The organism is Variovorax sp. UC122_21 (assembly GCF_044056785.1).
In the GTDB taxonomy this organism is placed as follows: domain Bacteria; phylum Pseudomonadota; class Gammaproteobacteria; order Burkholderiales; family Burkholderiaceae_C; genus Variovorax.
This window is the reverse complement of the sequence record NZ_CP172004.1, coordinates 4,521,603-4,543,678: the sequence shown is the minus strand read 5'-3', so window position 1 is coordinate 4,543,678 and position 22,076 is coordinate 4,521,603. Positions and strand designations below refer to the sequence as shown.

Here is a 22,076-nt window from a genome sequence, read left to right as displayed (position 1 = left end):
AGGAGGAGCCCGAAGGGCGGGGGACATTCGCGGAGGGAAGTACCCGCTGTCCTGTGCACGCGCCCCAGCCCGAACAAAGTGGAGCCCCAGCAATGACCCACCGCCAATCCTACGAAGGCGTAGCCGTAGCGGTCCCCGTCACGGTACCCTACCAGCGTTACTCCACGCTCACCGCCCATTGGTTCCTCGGCCAGGCCATCGAGGCTCTCGTCAAGGACAGCGGAATAGACAAAGACGCAATAGACGGCCTCTGCATCAGCAGCTTCTCGCTCGCCCCAGACACCGCAGTAGGCGTCACCCAGCACCTGGGCCTCTCGCCACGCTGGCTCGACCACGTACCGACGGGCGGTGCCTCCGGCGTGATGTGCCTGCGCCGTGCCGCGCGCGCGGTGCAGAGCGGCGATGCCGATGTCGTGGCCTGCGTGGCGGCCGACACCAACCATGTCGACTCCTTCCGCCAGACCCTCGGCAGCTTCAGCAACTTCGCGCGCGATGCCACCTATCCCTATGGATCGGGCGGGCCCAATTCGATCTTCGCGATGATCACCGCGCACTACATGCGGCGCTTCGGTGCCAAGCGCGAGGACTTCGGCCGCATCGCGGTGGACCAGCGCGCCAATGCGCTGCGCAATCCCAACGCCATGTTCAAGAAGCCGCTCACGCTCGACGAATACATGGACGCGCGGCCCATCGCCGAGCCCTTGCACCTGTTCGACTGCGTCATGCCCTGCGCGGGTGCCGAGGCCTTCCTCGTGATGAGCGAGGAGCGTGCGCGTGACCTGGGCCTTGCCCACGTCGCGATCCGCGGCGCCATCGAACGCCACAACGCCTATTCGGAAGACCCGGTGATGGTGCAGGGCGGCTGGCGCCGCGACCGCGACGACCTCTATGCCCAGGCCGCTGCTACGCCCGCGCAGGTCGACTTCATCCAGACCTACGACGACTACCCCGTGATCGCCATGATGCAGTTCGAGGACCTGGGCTTCTGCGAGAAGGGCGAGGGCCCGGCCTTCGTGCGCTCGCACACCATGACCTGCGAAGGCAGCTTTCCCAACAACACCAGCGGCGGCCAGCTGTCCGCGGGCCAGGCCGGCGCCGCGGGCGGCTTCCTCGGCATGACCGAGACCATCCGCCAGCTCACCGACACCGCGGGTGCGCGCCGCGTGCCCGACGCCAAGCTGGGCCTCGTGGCCGGCTTCGGCATGGTGACCTACGACCGCTGCCTGTGCACCGGCGCCGTCCTCCTGGGGAGAAGCCAATGACCATGCCCCTCATGCGCCCCCCGCGCAAGAACCCGGTGCTGCGCACGCGGCAGATGAACCTGCCGCCCTGGCAGCGCGGCCGCATCGCGCTGGGCATCACCGCCGCCGCGGCCGAGGGCCGCTTCGAGCTGCAGACCTGCGAGGACTGCGGCACCGTGCAGTACCCGCCGCGCGCGGCCTGCCACAAGTGCCTGTCGCCGCACCTCGTCTGGCGCGAGCAGGACGGCGCGGGCGAGCTGCTGAGCAGCACCACGCTGCATCACAGCAACGACCTGTTCTTTCGCGAACGCCTGCCCTGGCGACTGGGCCTGGTGCACCTCGATGCCGGCCCGACGCTGATGGTGCACCTGCACGGCGAGGTCGGCGAGGCGCCCTCGCGCGTCAAGGTGGGCGCGCGGCTCGACCGCGCGGGACAGGCGGTACTGATCGGATTCCCGAACCAAGGAAGTGCACACATGGCCGACGACAGGATGCTCAGAGAAATGACCAGCGACCCCAAGTTCCGCAAGGTGCTGGTGACCGACGGCAAGACCGAGGTGGGACAGGCCATCGTGCGCGCCCTCGTGAAGGCCGGCGCCGACATCGTCTGGGTCGGCCATGCCGAACCCTGGAAGAAGCTCGGCGACGGCCTCGACGACATCGGCGCGCTGCCGCAGGTCACGCTGGTGCCGCTCGACCTCACCAACGGCCGGCAGGTCACCGAGCTCGCGGGCTCCATCGGCGGCAAGGTCGACATCGTCATCAACAACGCCGAGGTGCACCGCACCTTCGGCATCGCCTCGCGGCGCGGCACCGACGTGGCCAAGGCCGAGATGGACATCAACTACTTCGGCGCGCTGCGGTTGGCGCAGGAGTTCGGTCCCGCGCTCAAGGGCCGCTCGGCCGACGGCGCCACCGGCGCCACCGCCTGGGTCAACCTGTTGTCGATCTACGCGCTGAGCAACTACCCGGCGCACGGCACCTTCAGCGCCTCGAAGGCCGCCGCCTATTCGCTCGCCCAGTGCCTGCGCGCCGAGATGCGGCCGGCCGGCATCCGGGTCGTCAACGTGTTCCCGGGCCCGATCGACGACGAGTGGAACCAGCACATGCCGCCGCCCAAGCTCGGCGCCCCGGCGCTCGCGAGCGCGATCGTGAAGGCGCTGCGCGACGGCGTGGAAGACGTCTACCCCGGCGACGTGGCGCAGGAATGGCTCGAGCGCTGGCGCGACAACCCCAAAGTGCTGGAACGCGAACTCGCGGCCGGCGGCAGCTGAAGACAGACAGAGACAGGAGCGCTCCCCGATGACCACCAGCAATCCCACGCTCACCCCGGCGCAGATCCTCGCGGGCCTGGCCGGCGCCCTGGCCGGCGGCGGCATCCGCGTGATCGACCTCACCCAGACCCTGACGCCCGAGTTCCCGCAGATCGCGCTGCCGCCCGAGATGGGCCAGTGCTGGCCGTTCCGCATCGAGGAGGTCTCGAAGTACGACGAGCGCGGGCCCGGCTGGTACTGGAACAACTTCTCCTGCGGCGAACACACCGGCACCCACTTCGATGCGCCGATCCACTGGATCTCGGGCCGCGACCTGCCGAACAACTCGGTCGACACCATTCCCGTGCAGCACTTCGTGGCGCCGGCCTGCGTCATCGACTGCTCGCCGCAGGTCAAGGACGATCCCGACTACCTGCTCACGCCCGCGGACATCGAGGACTACGAAGCGAAGCACGGCCGCATTCCGGCCGGCGCCTGGGTGCTGATGCGCACCGACTGGTCGAAGCGCCACGACCCCGAGGCCTACCAGAACTTCGACGAGACCGGCCAGCACACGCCGGGCCCGAGCACCGAGGCCGTGCGCTTCCTGGTCGAGCAGCGCGACGTGCTGGGCTTCGGCTCCGAGGCCATCGGCACCGATGCCGGCCAGGGCTACCACCTGCGCCCGCCGTACCCCTGCCACTACTACATGCACGGCGCGGGCCGCTACGGCCTGCAGTGCCTAAGCAACCTCGACCTGCTGCCGCCCGCGGGCGCGATGCTGATCTGCCCGCCACTGAAGATCGAGAAGGGCAGCGGCAGTCCGCTGCGCGTGCTCGCGCTGGTGGGAGCAAACGCATGAGCGACGCACCGAAGACCGCCGTCGTCACCGGCGGCAGCGCCGGCATCGGCAAGGCCATCTGCCACGACCTGCTCGCGCAGGGCTACGAGGTCGTCTCGCTCGCGCGCCGCAAGGCCGAGATCGACCATCCGAAGCTGCACAGCATCGAGGTCGACCTGGCCGACCGCGCCGCCACGGCCGAGGCCGCGAAGGAACTCGTGTCGCGCTTCGAGGTGACCACCGTGGTCCACAACGCCGGCGTGATCCGCGCCGCGCTGCTGCCCGAGGTCCAGCTGTCCGACCTCGACGCGCTGGTCGACCTGCACCTGGGCTGCGCGATCCAGCTCGTGCAGGCCGCGCTGCCCGCGATGCGCGCGCGCCGCTTCGGCCGCGTGGTGCTGCTGTCGTCGCGCGCCGCGCTGGGCCTGGCCACGCGCACCAGCTATTCGGCCACCAAGGCCGGCATGCTGGGCATGGCGCGCACCTGGGCGCTCGAGCTCGCGCCCGAGGGCATCACCGTCAACGTGGTCGCGCCCGGGCCGATACGCACCGACATGTTCTACGACGTGGTCGAGGCCGGCAGCGAGAAGGAACGCGCGCTGGCCGCCAGCGTGCCGGTGCGCCGCCTCGGCGAATCGGCCGACGTGGCGCGCGCCGTGCGCTTCTTCGCTGACCCCGCCAACAGCTTCGTCACCGGCCAGGTGCTCTACGTCTGCGGCGGCACCAGCGTCGGCAGCCTGGCGCTCTGAATCCCCACCACCGAGTTCCCGTCACCCACACCCTCACTCCAGGAGAAGAAGCATGACAGTCATGACCCGAATCCGTGCCCTCGCGGGCCTCGCCGTGGCCGCGGGTGCACTCGCGGTATCGAACGCCTGGGCGGCAGACCTCAAGGTCGGTTTCATCACTTCGCTGTCGGGGCCGGTGTCCTCGCTCGGCATTCCCTACGACAAGGGCATCAAGGCCGCGCAGGCCTACAAGTCCGAGGTCGGCGGGCGCAAGGTGCAGCTGATCGCGCTCGACGATGCTTCCGATCCCTCGACCGCCGCGCGCAACGCGCGCAAGCTGATCGAGGAGGACAAGGTCGACGTCATCATCGGCACCGCCGGCGCGCCGGGCTCGCTGGCCATCGCCGGCGTGGCGCGCGAGACCAGGACCCCGCTGATCTCCATCGCCAACGCCGACCTGCCGGGCGAGGAGGGCGCGTGGATGGTGACGCTGCCGCAGCCCGCGCCGCTGATGATGGGCGCGATGGTCGAGAAGATGAAGCAGGCGGGCGTGAAGACCGTGGCCTACATCGGCTATTCCGACGCCTGGGGCGACCTGGTCTACGACGCGCTCAACAAGGCCGCGCCCGCGGCCGGCATCAAGGTGGTGAGCAACGAGCGCTATGCGCGCAGCGACTCCTCGGTCGCCGGCCAGGTGCTGAAGATCGTCGCGCTGCGTCCCGACGCCGTCATCACCGGTGCCTCGGGCACGCCTGGCGCGCTGCCCTACCTCGCGCTGACCGAGCGCGGCTACAAGGGAAAGATCTACGGCATGCACTCGCTGATCAACCCCGACTTCATCCGCGTCGGCGGCCCCTCGGTCGATGGCCTGCTCGCGCCCACGGGCCCGGTGGTGGTGGCCGAGCAGCTGCCCGACACCAACCCGATGAAGAAGATCGCGCTCGACTTCCGCGCCGCCTTCCAGAAGGCCAACGGCGCGCCGCCGACCGACACCTTCTCGGCCTACAGCTTCGATGCCTGGCTGATCTACCTCGACGCCGCGCAGCGCGTGTTGTCGGCCCCCGAGACGCCTTCGGCGTCGGCCCCCCAAGGGGGCGCTGCCGCCTCGGGAGCGGCCCAGCGGCGGCCCACCAAGGCCGAGCCCGGCACGCCGCAGTTCCGCCTCGCGCTGCGCGACGCCATCGTGAGCACCAGGGAGCTGGTGGGCACGCACTCGGTCTACAACTTCAAGCCCGACAACCGCTACGGCTCCGACGACCGCTCGCGCGTGGTGGTGCGGCTCGACAAGGGCCAGTGGAAGCTGGTGCCCTGAGCACGGCCCTTCGCGCGGCGCATTCCTTCCTTTCTCCCCAAGACACCACCCACCCATGAAACTCGCTCGCATCGCCGCGCTCGCGGCCGTCTCGCTCGCCGCGGCCCAGGCCTTCGCCGCCGACCTCAAGGTCGGCGTCATCAGCTCGCTCTCGGGCCCGGTATCGGCGCTCGGCATTCCCTACGAGAAGGGCATCCGCGCCGCGCTCGCGCAGCAGCCGACCATCGCCGGCCACAAGGTCGAGCTGATCGTGCTCGACGATGCCTCCGATCCCACCACCGCCGGGCGCAACGCGCGCAAGCTGGTGACCGAGGACAAGGTCGACGTGCTGATCGGCACCTCGGGCGTGCCCGGCGCGATGGCGATCGCGGCGGTGGCGCGCGAGCTCGGCACGCCGCTGATCTCGCCCACGCCGGTGTCGCTGCCGGGGCCGGAGAACGTCTGGACGGTGTCGGTCTCGCAGCCCTTCGAGCTGATGGTGGCGGCGGTGGTCGAGCGCATGCAGCAGGCCGGCGTGAAGTCGGTGGCCTTCATCGGTTTTTCCGACGCGCTCGGTGATCTCGCCTACGACTCGCTGATGAAGAGCGCGGCCGCGGCCGGCATCAAGGTGGTGGCGAACGAGCGCTATGCGCGCAGCGACTCCTCGGTGGCCGGGCAGGTGCTCAAGATCGTGGCCGCCAAGCCCGACGCGGTGTTCGCGGGCAACTCGGGCACCCCCCGGCGCGCTGCCCTACCTGGCGCTGGCCGAGCGCGGCTACAAGGGCCAGATCTACGGCACGCACGGCCTGATCAATGCCGACTTCGTGCGCGTGGGCGGCAAGTCCATCGAAGGCCTGCAGGTGCCCAGCGGCCCCGTGCTGGTGGCCGAGCAGCTCGATGCGGCCAACCCGATCCGCAAGGTGTCGATGGACTTCCGCGCGGCCTACCAGAAGGCGCACGGTGCGGCGCCGGTCGATGCCTTCTCCTCGTACACCTACGACGCCTACCTGCTGCTGGCCAACGCCGCGGCGCGTGCCAAGGGCGAGCCGGGCACGCCGGCCTACCGCACGTCGCTGCGCGATGCCATCAACAGCACCAAGGAGCTGGTCGGCACGCACGGCATCTACAACTTCAAGCCCGACAACCGCTACGGCTCGGACGAGCGCGCGGTGGTGATCGTGCGCATGGAAAAGGGCCAGTGGAAGCTGGTGCCCTGAGCGCCCGCACCTGACGCACGCCATGAGCCGCTACCGCGAACACCCCGAGGCGATCCGCGCGCTGGTCGAGGACCGGCGCGTGCACCGCGACGTCTACCTGAGCGAGGAGCTGTTCGCGCTCGAGCAGGAGCGCTTCTTCGCGCGCACCTGGCTGTTCGCGGGCCATGCGAGCGAGGTGCCCAAGGCCGGCGACTACCGCACGCTCGAGCTCGCGGGCCGGCCGCTGGTGATGGTGCGGCAGGCCGATGGCGCGCTGCGGGTGTTCTACAACCGCTGCGCCCACAAGGGCAGCCAGCTCGTGAGCGATGAGCGCGGCAACGCCGGCAAGTTCTTCCGCTGCCCCTACCACGCCTGGACCTACAAGCTCGACGGCGCGCCGCTCGCGCTGCCGCTGAAGTCGGGCTACGAGAACACCGGCCTGGCGCAATGCGAGTCGGGGCGCGGGCTCTCGCCCGTGGCGGGCCTCGCGGTCTACCGCGACTTCGTGTTCGTGCGCCTGTCGCCGCAGGGCCCGAGCTTCGAGGACTATTTCGGCGGCGTGCTGCATGCCATCGACAACATGGTCGACCGCTCGCCCGAGGGCCGGCTCACGGTGGCCGGCGGCGTGCTGCGCAACATCGTCCACTGCAACTGGAAGATGTATCTCGAGAACATCAACGACACGGTGCATCCGATGTCGACGCACGAGTCGGCCACCGCCGCGGCCGAGGGCCTGTGGGCCGGCATCACGGCGGCCGAGCCCGAGGCGGCCAAGCCGATGGCGATGGAGCAGATCCTGCCCTTCGGCGCGGGTTACGACTTCTTCGACCGCATGGGCGGGCGCGTCTATCCCAACGGCCACAGCGTGCTGGGCATCCACTTCAGCATCCACTCGAACTACGCCCAGCTGCCGGGCTACGAGGCCGCGATGCGCGCCGCGCACGGCGAGGAGCGCGCCACCGAGATCCTGCAGCGCTCGCCGCAGAACTCGGTGCTGTTTCCGAGCCTCTCGGTCAAGGGCTCGCCGCAGGCGATCCGCGTGATCCGCCCGCTCGCGGCCGACCGCACGCTGATCGAGGCCTGGAGCTTCCGCGCCGAGGGCGCGCCCGAGCTGCTGCTGGAGCGCTCGATGAACTACAACCGGCTCGTGTTCTCGCCGATGTCGGTGGTGGCGCACGACGACGTGCACCTGTTCGAGAGCATGCAGAAGGGCCTGCGCGGGGAAGGCAACGAATGGGTGAGCCTGCACCGCGACTTCGATCCGGCCGAACTCGGGCAGGGAACGGCCGAGACCAACGGCACCAACGAGCTGTTGATGCGCAACCAGTTCCGCGCCTGGGCGAAGTTCATGGGCGAGCCGGGGGAGGGCGCATGAACGACGCCATCGATCTGGTGGTGCAGGAGGCGGCGCTGCTCGACGCGCGCCGCTTCGACGACTGGCTCGCGCTGTACGACGCCGAATGCCTCTACTGGGTGCCGCTGCTCGGCGCGGCGCAGTCCGATCCGCGCAGCCACAACGCGATCGCCTGCGAGGACCGGCTGCTGCTGCAGCTACGCGTCGACCGGCTGAAGAACCCGCGCGCGCATTCGCAGCATCCCGCGAGCCATTGCCAGCATGTGCTGCAGCGCTCGGTGGCGGAGGCCGACGAGGCCGGCGAGAGCGGCGAGGCCGTGCTGCGCACTCCATTCATCTACATCGAGGCGCGTGGCGAGTCGCAGGTGCTGCTCACCGGCAGCTACCGCCATCGACTGGTTCGCATCGAAGACGGCTGGCGCATCCGCGAGAAGCGCGTCGACCTGCTGAACCCGGGCCAGGCCCTGCCGGCCATCCAGCTTTTCATCTAGTTCCCTCCCTCGTTCCACTCCCCACCCTTTCCTCCAGGAGCTTCGACATGACCCGCTTGATGCAGTCCCTTCGCCACGCCGCCGTGCTCGCGCTGGCCGCCGGCCTCGGCGCCGCCGCCTTCGCGGCCGACCTCAAGGTCGGCCTGAGCGTGTCGCTGTCGGGCCCGAACTCCTCGCTGGGCGTGCCCTATGCCAAGGGCATGCAGGCCGCGCTGGCCTACAAGGGCGAGATCAACGGCCGCAAGGTGCAGCTGATCGTGCTCGACGACGGCTCCGACCCCACCACCGCGGGCCGCAACGCGCGCAAGCTGGTGGACGAGGAGAAGGTCGACGTGCTGATGGGCACCTCGGGCGTGCCGGCCGCGATCGCGATGGCGCAGGTCGGGCGCGATGCCAAGGTGCCGATGATCGGGCTCACGCCGATCCTGCTCGACCCGGCCGAGAACGGCTGGGTGATGACGGTGGCGCAGCCGACGCAGCTGATGATCGACGCGGTGGTCGAGCGCATGAAGAAGGACGGCGTGAAGTCGGTCGGCTACATCGGCTTCTCCGACGCCTGGGGCGACCTGGTCTACACCGCGCTGATGAAGGCCGCGCCGGCCGCCGGCATCCAGGTGCTGGGCAACGAGCGCTATGCGCGCGCCGACGCCTCGGTCACGGGCCAGGTGCTGAAGCTGCTCGCGATGAAGCCCGAGGCCGTGATGACCGGCGGCGCCGGCACGCCGGGTGCGCTGCCCTTTCTCGCGCTGCAGGAGCGCGGCTTCAAGGGCAAGGTGTACGGCCAGCACGGCTTGATCAACCCCGACTTCGTGCGCGTGGTCGGTGCCGCCGGCCAGGACGCGCTGATGCCCACGGGCCCGATCATCGTCGCCGAGCAGCTGCCGGCCGACCATCCCACGCGCAAGATCGGCCTGGAGTTCCGCAGCGTCTTCCAGAAGGTCAACAACGCGCCCACCAGCGACGCCTTCTCGGCCTATTCCTTCGACGGCTACCTGGTGTTCGCCGACGCGGCCGCGCGCGCGCTCACGAAGGCCGAGGCCGGCACGCCCGAGTTCCGGGTCGCGCTGCGCGATGCGATCTTCAGCACCAAGGAGGTCGTGGGCACCCACGGCGTCTACAACTTCAAGCCCGGCGATCTCTACGGCGTGGACCAGCGCGCGCGCGTGATCGTCAAGCTCGACAAGGGCCAGTGGAAGCTCGCTCCCTGAGCGCGCTGCCTCCGACCCTCCATCCACCCACAGCAAGCGAGAAGCGAGAGCGATGACGAAGCGAAGGACTGTGCAATGACCTGGGACGTGGCCCTCATCCTGGGCATCGACGGGCTGGCCAACGGGGCCATCTACCTGCTGGCCGGGCTCGGCCTGGTGTTGATCTTCTCGGTGACCCGGGTGGTCTTCGTGCCCTTCGGCGACATCGCGGCCTTCGCCGCGCTGACGCTGGCGGCCTTCGAGACCGGCAAGCTGCCGCCGACCATCGGCCTGGTGGCCGTGCTCGCGGCGCTGGCCGTGCTGACCGAGGTCGGCAGCCTGATCCGGCGCGGCGAGGCGCGGCGCATTCCGAAGGCCGTGCTGGCCTGGGGCGTGCTGCCGCTGGTGCCCTGCGCCATCGCCTGGGCCGCGGCGAGTGCCGGCGTGCCGGCGCCGGTGCAGCTCGCGGTGTCGGTGCTGCTGGTGGTGCCGGTGGCGCCGCTGCTGGCGCGCGTGGTGTTCCAGCCGATCGCCGATGCCTCGGTGCTGGTGCTGCTGATCGTCTCGCTCGCGCTGCACTTCCTGCTGTCGGGCCTGGGGCTGCTGTTCTTCGGGCCGGAAGGCTCGCGCACCAGCCCGCTGGCCTCGGGCACGCTCACGCTGGGCGACGGCTTCACCGTCAGCGGCCAGGTGATCCTGATGGTGAGCTCGGCGATCGTGCTCAGCGGCCTGTTCTTCCTGGTGTTCGAACGCACCGTGATGGGCAAGGCGCTGCGCGCCACGGCCGTCAACCGCGTCGGCGCTCGGCTGGTCGGCATCCGGCCCGCGCGCACCGCGCTGCTGGCCTACGGCTGCGCCTCGCTGCTGGCGGGGCTGATCGGCGTGCTGATCGCGCCGGTGACCACCATGTACTACGACTCGGGCTTCATCATCGGCCTGAAGGCCTTCGTGGCGGCCATCATCGGCGGGCTCGTGAGCTACCCGATGACCGCCATCGGCGCGCTGGCCGTCGGCGTGGTCGAGAGCTTCGCCTCGTTCTGGAGCGGCGCGCTCAAGGACGTGATCGTGTTCAGCCTGCTGATCCCGGTGCTGATGCTGCGCTCGTTCATGGCGCGGCACGTGGAAGAGGAAGAAGAGGAGGTGGACCAATGAGCCGCCGTCCACTGATCCTCTGCGCCGTGGTGATCGCCGTGCTGGCCGTGGTGCCGGCGCTGTTCGGCAGCTTCACCGTCTCGCTGCTCAACGACATCGGCATCGGCGCGCTGGTCGCGCTGGGGCTGGTGCTGCTCACCGGCGTGGGCGGCGCCACCTCCTTCGGGCAGGCGGCCTTCGTCGGCATCGCGGCCTATGCCACGGCCTGGCTCAGCACCACGCAGGGCTATTCGCCCTGGATCGGCCTGCTGTTCGCGCTGCTGCTGACCGGCCTCTCGGCGCTGGCCATCGGGCTGCTCACGCTGCGCCTGGGCGGGCATTTCCTGCCGCTGTCGACCATCGCCTGGGGGCTGTCGATCGCGATGCTGTTCGGCAACGTCGATGCGCTGGGCCGTCACACCGGGCTGTCGAACATCCCGCCGCTGTTCATCGGCGGCTGGTCGCTGGCCGATCCGCGCGCCATGTACTACCTGATCTGGGCGATCGTCGGGCTGGCCTTCCTGTTCAGCCACAACCTGCTGCGCTCGCGCCCGGGCCGCGCGATCCGCAGCCTGCGCGGCGGCGCGACCCTGCTGGCGAGCGTGGGCGCCGACGCCTACCGCGTGCGGCTGTCGCTGTTCGTGACGGCGGCGCTGTTCGCCGGGCTCGCGGGCTGGCTCTATGCGCACATGAACCGTTTCGTGAGCCCCTCGCCCTTCGACGTGCGCGCGAGCATCGAGTACTTGCTGATGGCGGTGGCCGGCGGGCTCGGCAGCCTGGTCGGCGCGCTGGTGGGCGCGGGCCTGGTGCTGGTGCTCAAGAACGGGCTGCAGGACGTGCTGCCGCTGATCACCCAGCGCGCCGGTCAGCTCGAGGCGGTGGCCTTCGCGGTGCTGTTCATCGCGCTGCTGCACTTCGCGCGCGGCGGGCTGATGGGCTTCGTGCGGCGGCTGCGCGGGCGCAAGGGCTCGGGCGCGGCGCGCCCACCCGCGGCGCCGCTGGCGGCGGTCGAACCGCTGCCGCATCGCGCGCTGCCGGCGCGCGGCGCGCCGATCCTCTCGGTGCAGGGCGCGGTCAAGCGCTTCGGCGGGCTGGTGGCGGTCAACGACGTGAGCTTCGACGTGGCGGCCGGCGAGATCGTGGGCCTGATCGGGCCCAACGGCGCGGGCAAGTCGACCATGTTCAACCTGCTGACCTGCACCCTGCCGATGAGCTCGGGCAGCGTGCGCTTCCTGGGCCAGGACATCGCCGGCATGCCGCAGCGCGAGGTGGCGCGGCTCGGGCTGGCGCGCACCTTCCAGCACGTGAAGCTGCGCCCGCAGATGAGCCTGCTCGACAACGTGGCGCTGGGCGCGCATTCGCGCACGCGCTCGGGCGTGCTGCGCGCGGGGCTGCGGCTCGATCGCGCCGAGGAGCGGCAGATCCTGCAGGAGGCGCAGCGCCAGCTCGAGCGCATCGGCCTGGGCGACCGCGCGCACGAGCTCGCGGGCAGCCTGCCGCTGGGCACGCAGCGCATTCTCGAGATCGCGCGCGCGCTTGCGGCCGACCCGGTGCTGCTGGTGCTCGACGAGCCCGCGGCCGGCCTGCGCCGCAAGGAGAAGATGGCCCTGGGCGAGCTGCTGCGCAAGCTGCGCGACGAGGGCGTGACCATTCTGATCGTCGAACACGACATGGACTTCGTGATGAAACTCGTGGACCGCCTGGTGGTGATGAACTTCGGCGCCAAGCTGGTGGAGGGCGCGCCGGCCGCGGTGCGTGCCGACGAGCGGGTACAGGCGGCCTATCTCGGGAGCGTGGCATGAGCACGACGACCCCGATGCTGGAGATCGGCGACCTGCACGTTTCCTATGGGCAGGTCGATGCGGTGCGCGGCGTGTCGCTCGCGATGCGGCCCGGCCAGATCGTCTCGGTGATCGGCCCCAACGGCGCCGGCAAGACCACGCTGCTCGCGGCCGCGATGGGCCTGCTGCCCTCGAAGGGCGTGCTGCGCTTCGAGGGCGAGGACCTGCACGGCCTCGACGTGGAGGCGCGCGTGGAGCGCGGCCTGTGCCTGGTGCCCGAGAAGCGCGAGCTGTTCGGCGAGCTCTCGGTGCTCGACAACCTGCAGCTCGGCGCCTTCTCGCGCCGGCTGCGCGGCAGCGTGCTCAAGGGCCGGCTGCAGGGCGTGTACGACCGCTTCCCGCGGCTGGCCGAGCGCCGCGCGCAGCGCGCCGACACGCTCTCGGGCGGCGAGCGCCAGATGCTGGCCGTCGGGCGCGCGCTGATGTCCTCGCCGCGCCTGCTGATGCTCGACGAGCCCAGCCTCGGGCTCGCGCCGCTGATCGTGCGCGACATCCTCGCGATCGTGCGCAAGCTGCGCGAGGACGGCGTGTCGATCCTGCTGGTGGAGCAGAACGCGCGCGCGGCGCTCGAATCCTCCGACCACGGCTACGTGCTGGAAACGGGCGAGATCGCGCTCGATGGCGCCTCGCAGGACCTGGCCTGCGATCCACGCGTGCAGGCCACCTACCTCGGCGGGGGCACGCACGATGACGACTGAGCCGCACGCGCTGCCGCCCGCGCGCCGCACCTTGCCGGCGATGCTCGAGCGGCAAGCGGCGCTGTTCGGCGACAAGCCGCTGCTGTCGATCGCCGGTCGGCAATGGGCGCATGCCGATGCGCGCGCGGCCGCCGCATCGCGCGCCGGCGCGCTGGCCGCGGCGGGCGTGGAACGTGGCGACCGCGTGGCGCTGATGAGCGGCAACCGGCTCGAGGTGCTCGAGACGCTCGGCGGCTGCGGCTGGCTGGGTGCTGCGATGGTGCCGATCAACACCGCCTCGATGGCGCCGCAGATCGAATACTTCCTGGCCGACAGCGCGGCGCGGCTGCTGGTGATCGAGAGCGCCTTCCTCGACCGGTTGGCCGGCGTCGACCTCGCGCGCACCGCGCTGCGCACGGTGTGGGTGATCGGCGAGGGCGAGATCGCGCTCGAGGGCATCGAGGTGAAGGCCTGGCCGGCCGATGGCGAGGCGATCGCCGCGGCCGAGGTGCAACCGGGCGACACGCTCGCGATCCTCTACACCTCGGGCACCACCGGCCCGGCCAAGGGCGTGACCTGCCCGCATGCGCAGTATTACTGGTGGGGCGTGAACAGCGCAGCCGTGCTCGGCGTGGGCGCCGACGACGTGCTGTGCACCACCTTGCCGCTGTTCCACATCAATGCGCTCAACACCTTCGCGCAGGCCGCGATCACCGGCTGCCGCGTGGTGTTCGAGGCGCGCTTCTCGGCCTCGGGCTTCTGGGAGTCGATGCGCGCGCACGAGGCCACCGTGGTCTACCTGCTGGGCGCGATGGTGCCGATATTGCTGGCCCAGCCCGAGGGGCCGGGCGAACGCACGCACCGGGTGCGCGTGGGCCTGGGGCCGGGCGTGCCGGCGCATGCGATGCAGAGCTTCCTGGTGCGCACGGGCGTACGGCTGCTCGAGGGCTACGGCTCGACCGAGACCAACTTCGTCATCAGCACCGCGCCCGATTCGCCGCGCGGCGGCGTGATGGGCTGGGTGCGCCCGGGCTTCGAGGCGCGCGTGGCCGACGCGCACGACGTCGAGCTGCCCGACGGCGAGGCCGGCGAGCTGCTGCTGCGCGCGAGCGAGCCGCATGCCTTCGCGAGCGGCTACTTCAACCTGCCGGCCAAGACCGTCGAGGCCTGGCGCAACCTGTGGTTCCACACCGGCGACCGCGTGGTGCGCGATGCCGACGGTGCCTTCCGCTTCGTCGACCGGCTCAAGGACGCGATCCGCCGGCGCGGCGAGAACATCTCCTCCTTCGAGGTCGAGCAGGTGCTGCTGAGCCATCCGGGCGTGGCGGCGGTGGCGGTCTACCCGGTGCGCTCGGAGCTGGCCGAGGACGAGGTGATGGCGGCGCTGATCGCGCGCCCCGGCACGGCGGTGGAACCCGCCGAGCTCGCGGCCTTCTGCGAGGCGCGGCTGCCGTACTTCGCGGTGCCGCGCTACATCGACATCCTCGAGGACCTGCCGCGCACCGAGAACGGCAAGGTCCAGAAGTACAAGCTGCGCGAGCGCGGCGTGACGCCCGGCACCTGGGACCGGCAGCCGGCGCGGCCCACCTAGGCCGGCGGCCGGTGTCCAGGGCGTCAAAACGCTAGAATGGTTTAGGACTAAATATTATTGCCATGCAAGCAAATTCTCTTTCCGGCCGCCATGCCCTGGTCACCGGTGCCGCGCGCGGCATCGGCGCCGAGATCGCACGCACCCTCGCGGCCGAGGGCGCGGTGCTCACGCTGCTGGGGCGCGACCGCGAGGCGCTGCAGCGCGTGGCCGACACGCTGCCCGCTTCCGCCTCGCACCGCGTGGTGGCGGCCGACGTGGCCGACCCGGCGGCGGTGCAGCAGGCCTTCGCGCAGGCGCGCGCCGCGCTCGGGCCGCTCGCGATCCTGGTCAACAACGCCGGCGCGGCCGAGAGCGCGCCCTTCCTCAAGACCTCGGTCGAGCTCTGGCAGCGCATGCTGTCGGTCAACCTCACGGGCAGCTTCCTGTGCACCCAGGCGGCGCTGCCCGACATGCTCGAGGCCGGCTGGGGCCGCATCGTCAACATCGCGAGCACCGCGGGGCAGAAGGGCTATGCCTACGTCGCCGCCTACACCGCGGCCAAGCACGGCGTGATCGGGCTGACGCGCTCGCTGGCGCTCGAGGTGGCGCGCAAGGGCGTGACGGTGAACGCGGTCTGCCCGGGCTACACCGACACCGACATCCTGCGCAACAGCGTCGCCAACGTGGTCGGCAAGACCGGCCGCAGCGAGGCCGACGCGCTGGCGGAGTTCTCGAGCGTGAATCCGCAGCGCCGCATCGTGCAGCCCTCCGAGGTGGCCGACGCGGTGCGCTGGCTGTGCGGCGAGGGCGCGGCCTCGGTCAACGGGCAGTCGATCTCGGTCTCGGGCGGGGAGGTCACATGAAGCACAACGATGCCTCGCATGCCGCGCTGAGCGACGCCGAGGAACTGGGCCACGAGGCGCGCGCGCGCCACCGAGGACCATGCGGCCCTCAAGCTGTGGCTGCGCATGCTGGCCAGCACCACCCAGATCGAGGCCGAGATCCGGCGCCGGCTGCGCGAGCGCTTCGGCATCTCGCTGGCGCGCTTCGACTACATGGCACAGCTCTACCGCCACAAGGAAGGGCTGAAGATGCGCGTGCTCTCGCGCTACCTCATGGTGACCGGCGGCAACGTCACCGGCCTCACCGACGAACTGGAGCGCGAGGGCGTGGTGGCGCGCGCGCCCAGCCCCGAGGACCGCCGGGCCTGGATCGTGAGCCTCACGCCCAAGGGCCGGGCCAGCTTCGAGGCGATGGCGAGCGAGCACGAACAGTGGATCCTCGAGATGTTCTCGGGCCTGGACATGAAGACCATCAAGCAGATGCATGCCCAGCTCGGCGAGCTGCGCGTGCACGTGATGCGCAGCGAACCCGCGGGCGAGGAGGGCTGAGCCATGGCCGAGACGCCCGCGCGCTTCGCCGAATTCAGCCGGCCGCGGCTGATCCGCTTCTCGGACTGCGACCCGGCCGGCATCGTCTTCTACCCGCAGTACTTCGTGATGCTCAACGGGCTGGTCGAGGACTGGGTCAACGAGGAACTCGGCATCGGCTACGACGCGCTGGTCACCGGCCGCCGCGTCGGCCTGCCGACCGTCAAGATCGAGGCCGATTTCCGCGCCGTGAGCCGCATGGGAGACCGGGTGGCGCTGGGGCTTTCGGTCGAGCGCCTCGGCTCGCGCTCCCTGAGCTTGCGGCTGCGCTGCTTCGAGCCGGTGTCGGGGGAGGTGCGCATGCAGGTCGGCCAGGTGCTGGTGACCACTTCGCTGCAAACCCACAAGGCGATCGAGATTCCGGCCGACCTGCGCGCGGCGATCCTGAAGGGCGCGCTGCCTTCCTAAGCCCCGGGAATGTCGATCCCTCCAAAGGAGGAGTTCCCCCGGCTTGTACTACCAGCGTACTGCTCCCACAATTCCGGGCCTGGGAAAATAAGGCGGAGTTGAATGGGAACGGTTGATGAGAATCCTGCTGGTTGACGATCACGGCCTCGTGCGCGAGGGCGTGGCACTTCTTTTGCGCTCGCTCGATCCCAAGATCGGCGTGCACCAGACCGCGGACATCCACGATGCCATCGCGGCGATGCGCACGCACGGCCCGTTCGACATCGTGCTGCTCGACCTCGAGATGCCCGGCATGCGCGAGCTCGATACGCTGCACCTGTTCCGCGGCCAGTTCCCCGAGCAGGCGGTGGTCGTGCTGTCGGCCAATGAAGACCCCAACACGGTACGCCGCGCGATCGACGACGGCGCCATGGGCTATGTCAAGAAGTCGCTCGATCCGGCGACCATGATGCAGGCGCTGCGCGTGGTGCTCGACGACGGCATCTACGTGCCACCGGTGTGCCTCGAGCCGCCGCGCACCGACGAGCCCTCGCCGGCCGACCGGCTCGCGAGCCTGCGGCTGTCGCCGCGCCAGGAAGAAGTGCTGCTGCGCCTGGCCCACGGCAAGTCGAACAAGGCGATCGCGCGCGAGCTCAACATCTCCGACACCACCGTGAAGTCGCACCTGAAGGTGGTGTTCGAGATCCTCGACGTCCACAGCCGCACCCAGGCCATGTACGAGCTCTCCCGCCTCGGCTGGCGCGCGATGGAAGCCGGATGAGGAACCGGGCCGCGGCGCTGGTCGCCGAGCAGGTCGGGTTGCTCGCGACCCAGTCGCGCAACGCCGTCCTCGGCTTGCTGGTCGGCTGCTCCTTCGTTTCCGCGATCCTCGCGCGGCATGTGTCGTGGGTGCTGATCGGCGCCTGGCTCGCGCTGTTCATCGGCGCCAATGCCTACCGCATGCGGCTGGGCGCGCGCCTGCTGAGCGACCGCGAGCCGCGCGACGCCGCGGCGCTGAGCAAGTTCTTCTACATCGCGCTGGTCAACGGCATCTGGATCGGCCTGCTGCCCGTGATGTTCTTCGGCGTGCTGCCCGACGAGTCGCGGCTCGCGCTCACCATCATCGTGCTGCTCGCGGCGGCCGGCGGCGCCGCCACCTATGCCTCGTTCGCGCGCGGCTACCTGTGCTTCCTGCTGGTCGGGGTGCCGCTGGTGGCGCTGGGCTGGGGGCTGCATGGCGGCCCGCGCGCCTGGGCGGTGGTGCTGTCGCTGCTGATGTACGCGGTGGTGATGGCGCGCTTCTCGACCTATCTGGCGAGCGTGTTCGAGCGCTCGGTGCTGATCCGCTTCGAGGCCGACGCGCAGCGCGAGCAGGCCGAGCGGATGCGCGTGATCGCAGAGGAGGAGCGCGGCAAGGCCGAGGAGGCGCGCCACGCGGCGGAAGAAGCGAGCGTTTCGAAGTCGCGCTTCCTGGCCAATGCCAGCCACGACCTGCGCCAGCCGGCGCAGGCGCTCGCGCTCTACACGGCGGTGCTCACGCACAACGCCGAGACCGACGAGCAGCGCCAGATCGCGCGCAGCATCGCCGAGGCCAGCCGCGTGCTCGGCGACCTGCTCGACAACCTGCTCGACATGTCGCGCCTCGATGCCGGCGCGGTCCAGCCGCGCGCCCAGGCGGTCGACATCGGCCAGATGCTGGCGCGCCAAGGCACCGAGGCGCGTGCCATGCTGGCCGGGCGCAACGTGCGGGTGGAAGTGGAGGGCGGCGCCTTCGTGGCCCAGACCGACCCGGTGCTGCTCGAGCGCGCGCTGCGCAACATCGTCGGCAACGCGGTGAAGTTCACCACCTCGGGACTGATCGCGATCCGCGCCCACATCGTCGGCCCGGTGATCCGCTTCGAGGTGGAGGACACCGGCCAGGGCATCGCGACCGAGCACCAGACGCTGATCTTCGAGGAGTTCTTCCAGGTCGACAACAAGGAGCGCGACCGGGCCCGCGGCCTCGGCCTCGGGCTGTCGATCGTGCGCCGGCTGATCCACATGCTCGGCGGCGGGGTGAAGGTGGAGTCCGAGGCCGGCAAGGGCTCGAAGTTCACGCTGACCATTCCCGCGCTGTTCACGCGCGCGCCCGACGAATCCGACCTGCGGCCGCGCCCCTCGGTGCCGATGCCCGACCTGCGCGGCCGGCGCGTGCTGGTGATCGACGACGAGCAGATGGTGAGCAACAGCCTGAGCGCGCTGCTCCAGACCTGGGGTGCCGACGTCGACACCGCCGACGGCCTGCATGCCGCGCTCGCGCTCGGGCCGCCCGGCAACTGGCAGCTGTGCCTGTGCGACCTGCGCCTGCGCGGCGGCGAGGACGGCATCTCCACGGCGGCGCGGCTCAACCGCGACGCGCCCGACCTGCCGATCGTCTTTATCACGGGCGACACGGCCCCCGCGCGCATCGAGCAGGCGACCCGCACCGGCCGGCCGCTGATGCACAAGCCGGTGGACGAACTCCAGCTCGCAAGGCAGGTGCGCGCCTTGCTCTGAGTCCGGATCCGCCCCAGGTCCACCGTCGGCGGGCCACGATTTCCTCTCTTCCCGTTCCCGCCGTCCCATGTCCTCGCCCACCGCGCAGCCGCTGTCCATTCCCTTCGACGAATGGAAGCCTCCCGAGCCGCTGCAGCTCGATGCCGTCGTGATCGGTTCGGGCTATGGCGGCAGCGTGGCCGCGCTGCGGCTCGCGCAGGCCGGGCGGCGCGTGGTGCTGCTCGAGCGCGGCTCGGAGTTCCTGCCGGGCGAGTCTCGCCAACGACGTGGGCCAGCTGCCCGAGTACCTGCGCTTCCAAGGGCCGCAGGGGCCGATGGGCAGCCCCTGCGGGTTGTTCGAATGGCGTCTCGGGCCGGGCATGGCTTCGATGGTGGCCAACGGCTTCGGCGGCGGCAGCCTGATCAATGCCGGCGTGCTGGTGCAGCCCGACGACGACGTCTTCGCCCAGCCCGCGTGGCCGGCCCAGATCCGCCATGCGCTCGACGACGACAGGCCCGGCCTGCGCCTGCCGTCGGCCTTCGCGCGCGCCCGCGAGGAGTTGCAGGGCACGCGCTTCTCGATCCGCGCCGCGGACGGCACCGAGGCCGGCCCGCTGCCCAAGTCGCGCGCGCTCGCGAAGCTCGGCGAGGCGCTGCAGCGCGACGAGACATTGCGCAAGCACGCGCCGCGGGTGCAGGCGGCGGTGCTCACCATCGACCCGGCGCGCTGCAGCCACTGCGGCGACTGCTTCACCGGCTGCAACACGCCCGGCGCCAAGCACACCCTGCCCACCACCTACCTGAAGCAGGCGGGCGAGCGGGGCGTGCAGTTCGTGAGCCGCTGCACGGTCTACGCCCTCGAGCCGCAGCGCGAGACCGGCCGCTGGCGCTTCACCGCGGTGGAGACCGAACGCAGCCGCGACCTGCGCAACATGGGCGACCTGGTGACGCAGCACGGCCGAACCTTCGAGGCGGCGCTGGTGGTGGTCGCGGCCGGCACCTTCGGCAGCACCGAGCTGCTGATGCGTTCGCAGAAGGTGCACGAGCATTTCACGCTGTCGCCCACGCTGGGCACGCGCGTGAGCGCGAACGGCGACAGCATCAGCGTGATCGCCGACCTCGAGACGCCGGTGGACAACGTGGGCCGCGGCGCGCTTCCCGAGGCCAAGGCGGGCCAGCCCGTGGGACCGACGATCACGACCCTGCTCGACCTGCGCGGCAGCGGCGACGACCGGCCGCCGCTGCAGGACCGCGTGATGCTGCAGGACGGCGCCGTGCCCGGCCCGCTGTCGCGTCTGTACGAGGAGATGCTGGCCATCGCCTGGACCCTGCGCCACATCGGCGCGCGGGCGCCGTCGCCGCGCGCGCACGGCCGCGGCATCGACCCGCTGGCCGCCTCGCCCGAACTCGCCGCCCACAGCCAGCTGCTGCTGGCGATGGGGCACGACAACTCGCAGGGGCGGGCGGTCTGGGTGCCCGAGATGGACGGCATCGCCCCCTACTGGCCGCGGCCGCAGGAGGCGCCCACCTACGCCGCGCAGCAGCGCATCTTCGACGCGGGCACGAAGCGCGACGGCGTGCACATGCACCTGCCGACCTGGCAGGCGCTGCCGCCGGGCGCAGCCACCTTGCTGTCGGGACCGAAGCCCGACGCGCTCGCGATGACGGTGCATCCGCTCGGCGGCTGCCCGATGGGCGACAACCACGACGCGGGCGTGGTCGACCACCTGGGTCGGGTCTGGCGCGGCGACAACGAGCTCTGGCACGGCCTCTACGTGCTCGACGGCTCGATCGTCCCGACCTCGCTGGGCTGCAATCCGCTGTGGACCATCACCGCGCTGGCGGAACGCGCGATGGCGCACCTGGCGCCCGGGCTGCGCGTGGCCGGCCCGACCGCCACGCCGACGCCCGTGCCGCAGCGCGGCCTGCCGCGCTCCACCGCGGGCTGGTCGCGGCCCGGACCGATGCGGGTCGAGGCACGCGCGCGCGAGCGGCTGGAGTGCCGCGCGCTGCCGCTGCGGGGGCCGCTGCGCCGCATGCTGGGCACGCCCACCGCCGACTGCGACATGGTGGTCAGCATGCACACCTTCGACTGGCAGCAGCTGTGGAACGATGCGCGACATCGCTTCACGGGCGTGCGCGGGCTGCTGCGCTTCGAACCCCTGGTCGAAGGCGTGGCGCCCGATGCCAGGCCCGCCGGCGAGCGCTTCGTCAACTACAGGATCCGCGGCGGCGAGGTCTCCATCCTCGCGGTGGAGCCCGGCGGTCCGCTCGCGACCCTGCGGCGCATCGCCAGCATGCCGCGCACCGTGCTGACCTTGTTCACCCTGCGCGGCTACCTCGACTGGCAGCGCGGCGACACCGAGATCACCCTCGAGCGCAGCCGCAACATGTTCTGGGCCTGGTGGGCCGCCACCGAGATCCGGCACGTGGAATACGACCTCAAGCTGACGCTGCGCCCGGGCGGCATGCCGACGCCCGATCCGGTTCGGCGGCTGCGGCTGCGCGGCACCAAGGAGGTCGTCTATGCCGCGAGCTGGGCGCAGCTCGCGGGGCACGGGCTGCGGCGGCTGCGGCAGTGGAACTGGCCCGCCGATCGTCCGGGCAAGGTCGTGCCGGCCGACCTGCGGCCCGACCTGTTCACCCAGCTCACCTGCCCGGTCATCACGCTCGATGCCGACGACCGGCCCGCGCCGTGGTGGTCGCCGTGGCGCAACCGTGCCGCGAAAGCGCGCTTCGCGTTCGACGTGGCGCGTGCGGTGCGCGACACCCCGATCGAACTGCTCGGCGGCGCCGACGCCAGCTCGGCCATGGGCACGCTGGTGGCCTATCCGGCGCTGCTGGCGCGCTTCGCGCTGCAGACACGCATGCTCGATTTCCGCCTGCCCGACTACGGCGGCAGCCCGCTGGTCGACATGGCCAGCCCCGAAGATCTGAAGCTGCG

Annotated in this window: 16 protein-coding genes and 4 pseudogenes; all 20 read left to right on the top strand. The window is 70.9% G+C overall.

Translation table 11 applies throughout. The features are described 5' to 3' along the window. The first annotated feature begins 92 nt into the window (after positions 1-92). Complete coding sequence (locus ACHMXE_RS34085; RefSeq protein ID WP_395348417.1) at positions 93-1,262, top strand: thiolase family protein; 1,170 nt, start codon at positions 93-95, stop codon at positions 1,260-1,262. Then, positions 1,259-2,515 carry an SDR family NAD(P)-dependent oxidoreductase gene (locus ACHMXE_RS34080; RefSeq protein WP_395348416.1) on the top strand — a complete coding sequence of 419 codons (1,257 nt, stop codon included), beginning with the start codon at positions 1,259-1,261 and terminating at the stop codon, positions 2,513-2,515. The genes ACHMXE_RS34085 and ACHMXE_RS34080 overlap by 4 nt, the downstream gene beginning before the upstream one ends. 28 nt (positions 2,516-2,543) lie before the next feature. Next, positions 2,544-3,356: a cyclase family protein gene (locus ACHMXE_RS34075; RefSeq protein WP_395348415.1), complete on the top strand. Its 813-nt coding sequence runs from the start codon at positions 2,544-2,546 to the stop codon at positions 3,354-3,356. Beyond that, entirely contained in the window at positions 3,353-4,084 is a 732-nt protein-coding gene (locus ACHMXE_RS34070; protein ID WP_395348414.1) for an SDR family NAD(P)-dependent oxidoreductase, read from the top strand. The genes ACHMXE_RS34075 and ACHMXE_RS34070 overlap by 4 nt, the downstream gene beginning before the upstream one ends. Before the next feature lie 52 nt (positions 4,085-4,136). Further along, positions 4,137-5,375, top strand: coding sequence for an ABC transporter substrate-binding protein (locus ACHMXE_RS34065; protein ID WP_395348413.1), 1,239 nt, complete (start codon positions 4,137-4,139; stop codon positions 5,373-5,375). A gap of 55 nt (positions 5,376-5,430) precedes the next feature. Then, a pseudogene (locus tag ACHMXE_RS34060) lies at positions 5,431-6,571 on the top strand (ABC transporter substrate-binding protein). A 22-nt stretch (positions 6,572-6,593) separates the two neighbouring features. Next, a complete protein-coding gene (locus ACHMXE_RS34055; RefSeq protein ID WP_395348412.1) occupies positions 6,594-7,925 on the top strand; it encodes an aromatic ring-hydroxylating dioxygenase subunit alpha in 1,332 nt (443 codons plus the stop codon). After that, entirely contained in the window at positions 7,922-8,395 is a 474-nt protein-coding gene (locus tag ACHMXE_RS34050; RefSeq protein WP_395348411.1) for an aromatic-ring-hydroxylating dioxygenase subunit beta, read from the top strand. Before ACHMXE_RS34055 ends, ACHMXE_RS34050 begins: the two co-directional genes overlap by 4 nt. Before the next feature lie 47 nt (positions 8,396-8,442). Further along, positions 8,443-9,603: an ABC transporter substrate-binding protein gene (locus ACHMXE_RS34045; RefSeq protein ID WP_395348410.1), complete on the top strand. Its 1,161-nt coding sequence runs from the start codon at positions 8,443-8,445 to the stop codon at positions 9,601-9,603. 75 nt (positions 9,604-9,678) lie between these two features. Further along, positions 9,679-10,734, top strand: a complete 1,056-nt coding sequence (locus ACHMXE_RS34040; RefSeq protein ID WP_093348977.1) for a branched-chain amino acid ABC transporter permease — start codon at positions 9,679-9,681, stop codon at positions 10,732-10,734. Continuing rightward, positions 10,731-12,515: an ATP-binding cassette domain-containing protein gene (locus ACHMXE_RS34035; RefSeq protein ID WP_395348409.1), complete on the top strand. Its 1,785-nt coding sequence runs from the start codon at positions 10,731-10,733 to the stop codon at positions 12,513-12,515. The genes ACHMXE_RS34040 and ACHMXE_RS34035 overlap by 4 nt, the downstream gene beginning before the upstream one ends. After that, positions 12,512-13,252, top strand: a complete 741-nt coding sequence (locus ACHMXE_RS34030) for an ABC transporter ATP-binding protein (protein WP_395348407.1) — start codon at positions 12,512-12,514, stop codon at positions 13,250-13,252. Before ACHMXE_RS34035 ends, ACHMXE_RS34030 begins: the two co-directional genes overlap by 4 nt. Further along, positions 13,242-14,822 (top strand): ATP-dependent acyl-CoA ligase, encoded by a 1,581-nt coding sequence (locus ACHMXE_RS34025; RefSeq protein ID WP_395348406.1) that lies wholly within the window; start codon positions 13,242-13,244, stop codon positions 14,820-14,822. Before ACHMXE_RS34030 ends, ACHMXE_RS34025 begins: the two co-directional genes overlap by 11 nt. A 62-nt stretch (positions 14,823-14,884) precedes the next feature. Then, a complete protein-coding gene (locus tag ACHMXE_RS34020; RefSeq protein WP_203204959.1) occupies positions 14,885-15,664 on the top strand; it encodes an SDR family NAD(P)-dependent oxidoreductase in 780 nt (259 codons plus the stop codon). Continuing rightward, positions 15,661-16,192 (top strand): annotated as a pseudogene (locus ACHMXE_RS34015) (MarR family winged helix-turn-helix transcriptional regulator). The gene ACHMXE_RS34020 and the pseudogene ACHMXE_RS34015 overlap by 4 nt, the downstream one beginning before the upstream one ends. A gap of 3 nt (positions 16,193-16,195) precedes the next feature. Next, a complete protein-coding gene (locus ACHMXE_RS34010) occupies positions 16,196-16,639 on the top strand; it encodes an acyl-CoA thioesterase (RefSeq protein WP_395348404.1) in 444 nt (147 codons plus the stop codon). Positions 16,640-16,754: 115 nt separating this feature from the next. Further along, on the top strand, positions 16,755-17,399 hold the full coding sequence (locus ACHMXE_RS34005) for a response regulator transcription factor (protein WP_203204962.1): 645 nt from the start codon (positions 16,755-16,757) through the stop codon (positions 17,397-17,399). Next, positions 17,396-19,153 carry a hybrid sensor histidine kinase/response regulator gene (locus ACHMXE_RS34000; protein ID WP_203204963.1) on the top strand — a complete coding sequence of 586 codons (1,758 nt, stop codon included), beginning with the start codon at positions 17,396-17,398 and terminating at the stop codon, positions 19,151-19,153. Before ACHMXE_RS34005 ends, ACHMXE_RS34000 begins: the two co-directional genes overlap by 4 nt. Positions 19,154-19,220: 67 nt before the next feature. Further along, positions 19,221-19,379 (top strand): annotated as a pseudogene (locus ACHMXE_RS33995) (FAD-binding protein); the annotation flags it as partial. Next, positions 19,318-20,964 (top strand): annotated as a pseudogene (locus tag ACHMXE_RS33990) (GMC oxidoreductase); the annotation flags it as partial. The pseudogenes ACHMXE_RS33995 and ACHMXE_RS33990, both read left to right, overlap by 62 nt. Between the last annotated feature and the right edge of the window lie 1,112 nt (positions 20,965-22,076).

Bases quoted from the DNA above. Each gene is read 5' to 3' on its own strand.
- ACHMXE_RS34085 (WP_395348417.1), top strand. From the start codon at position 93: ATGACCCACCGCCAATCCTACGAAGGCGTAGCCGTAGCGGTCCCCGTC.
- ACHMXE_RS34080 (WP_395348416.1), top strand. From the start codon at position 1,259: ATGACCATGCCCCTCATGCGCCCCCCGCGCAAGAACCCGGTGCTGCGC.
- ACHMXE_RS34075 (WP_395348415.1), top strand. From the start codon at position 2,544: ATGACCACCAGCAATCCCACGCTCACCCCGGCGCAGATCCTCGCGGGC.
- ACHMXE_RS34070 (WP_395348414.1), top strand. From the start codon at position 3,353: ATGAGCGACGCACCGAAGACCGCCGTCGTCACCGGCGGCAGCGCCGGC.
- ACHMXE_RS34065 (WP_395348413.1), top strand. From the start codon at position 4,137: ATGACAGTCATGACCCGAATCCGTGCCCTCGCGGGCCTCGCCGTGGCC.
- ACHMXE_RS34055 (WP_395348412.1), top strand. From the start codon at position 6,594: ATGAGCCGCTACCGCGAACACCCCGAGGCGATCCGCGCGCTGGTCGAG.
- ACHMXE_RS34050 (WP_395348411.1), top strand. From the start codon at position 7,922: ATGAACGACGCCATCGATCTGGTGGTGCAGGAGGCGGCGCTGCTCGAC.
- ACHMXE_RS34045 (WP_395348410.1), top strand. From the start codon at position 8,443: ATGACCCGCTTGATGCAGTCCCTTCGCCACGCCGCCGTGCTCGCGCTG.
- ACHMXE_RS34040 (WP_093348977.1), top strand. From the start codon at position 9,679: ATGACCTGGGACGTGGCCCTCATCCTGGGCATCGACGGGCTGGCCAAC.
- ACHMXE_RS34035 (WP_395348409.1), top strand. From the start codon at position 10,731: ATGAGCCGCCGTCCACTGATCCTCTGCGCCGTGGTGATCGCCGTGCTG.
- ACHMXE_RS34030 (WP_395348407.1), top strand. From the start codon at position 12,512: ATGAGCACGACGACCCCGATGCTGGAGATCGGCGACCTGCACGTTTCC.
- ACHMXE_RS34025 (WP_395348406.1), top strand. From the start codon at position 13,242: ATGACGACTGAGCCGCACGCGCTGCCGCCCGCGCGCCGCACCTTGCCG.
- ACHMXE_RS34020 (WP_203204959.1), top strand. From the start codon at position 14,885: ATGCAAGCAAATTCTCTTTCCGGCCGCCATGCCCTGGTCACCGGTGCC.
- ACHMXE_RS34010 (WP_395348404.1), top strand. From the start codon at position 16,196: ATGGCCGAGACGCCCGCGCGCTTCGCCGAATTCAGCCGGCCGCGGCTG.
- ACHMXE_RS34005 (WP_203204962.1), top strand. From the start codon at position 16,755: ATGAGAATCCTGCTGGTTGACGATCACGGCCTCGTGCGCGAGGGCGTG.
- ACHMXE_RS34000 (WP_203204963.1), top strand. From the start codon at position 17,396: ATGAGGAACCGGGCCGCGGCGCTGGTCGCCGAGCAGGTCGGGTTGCTC.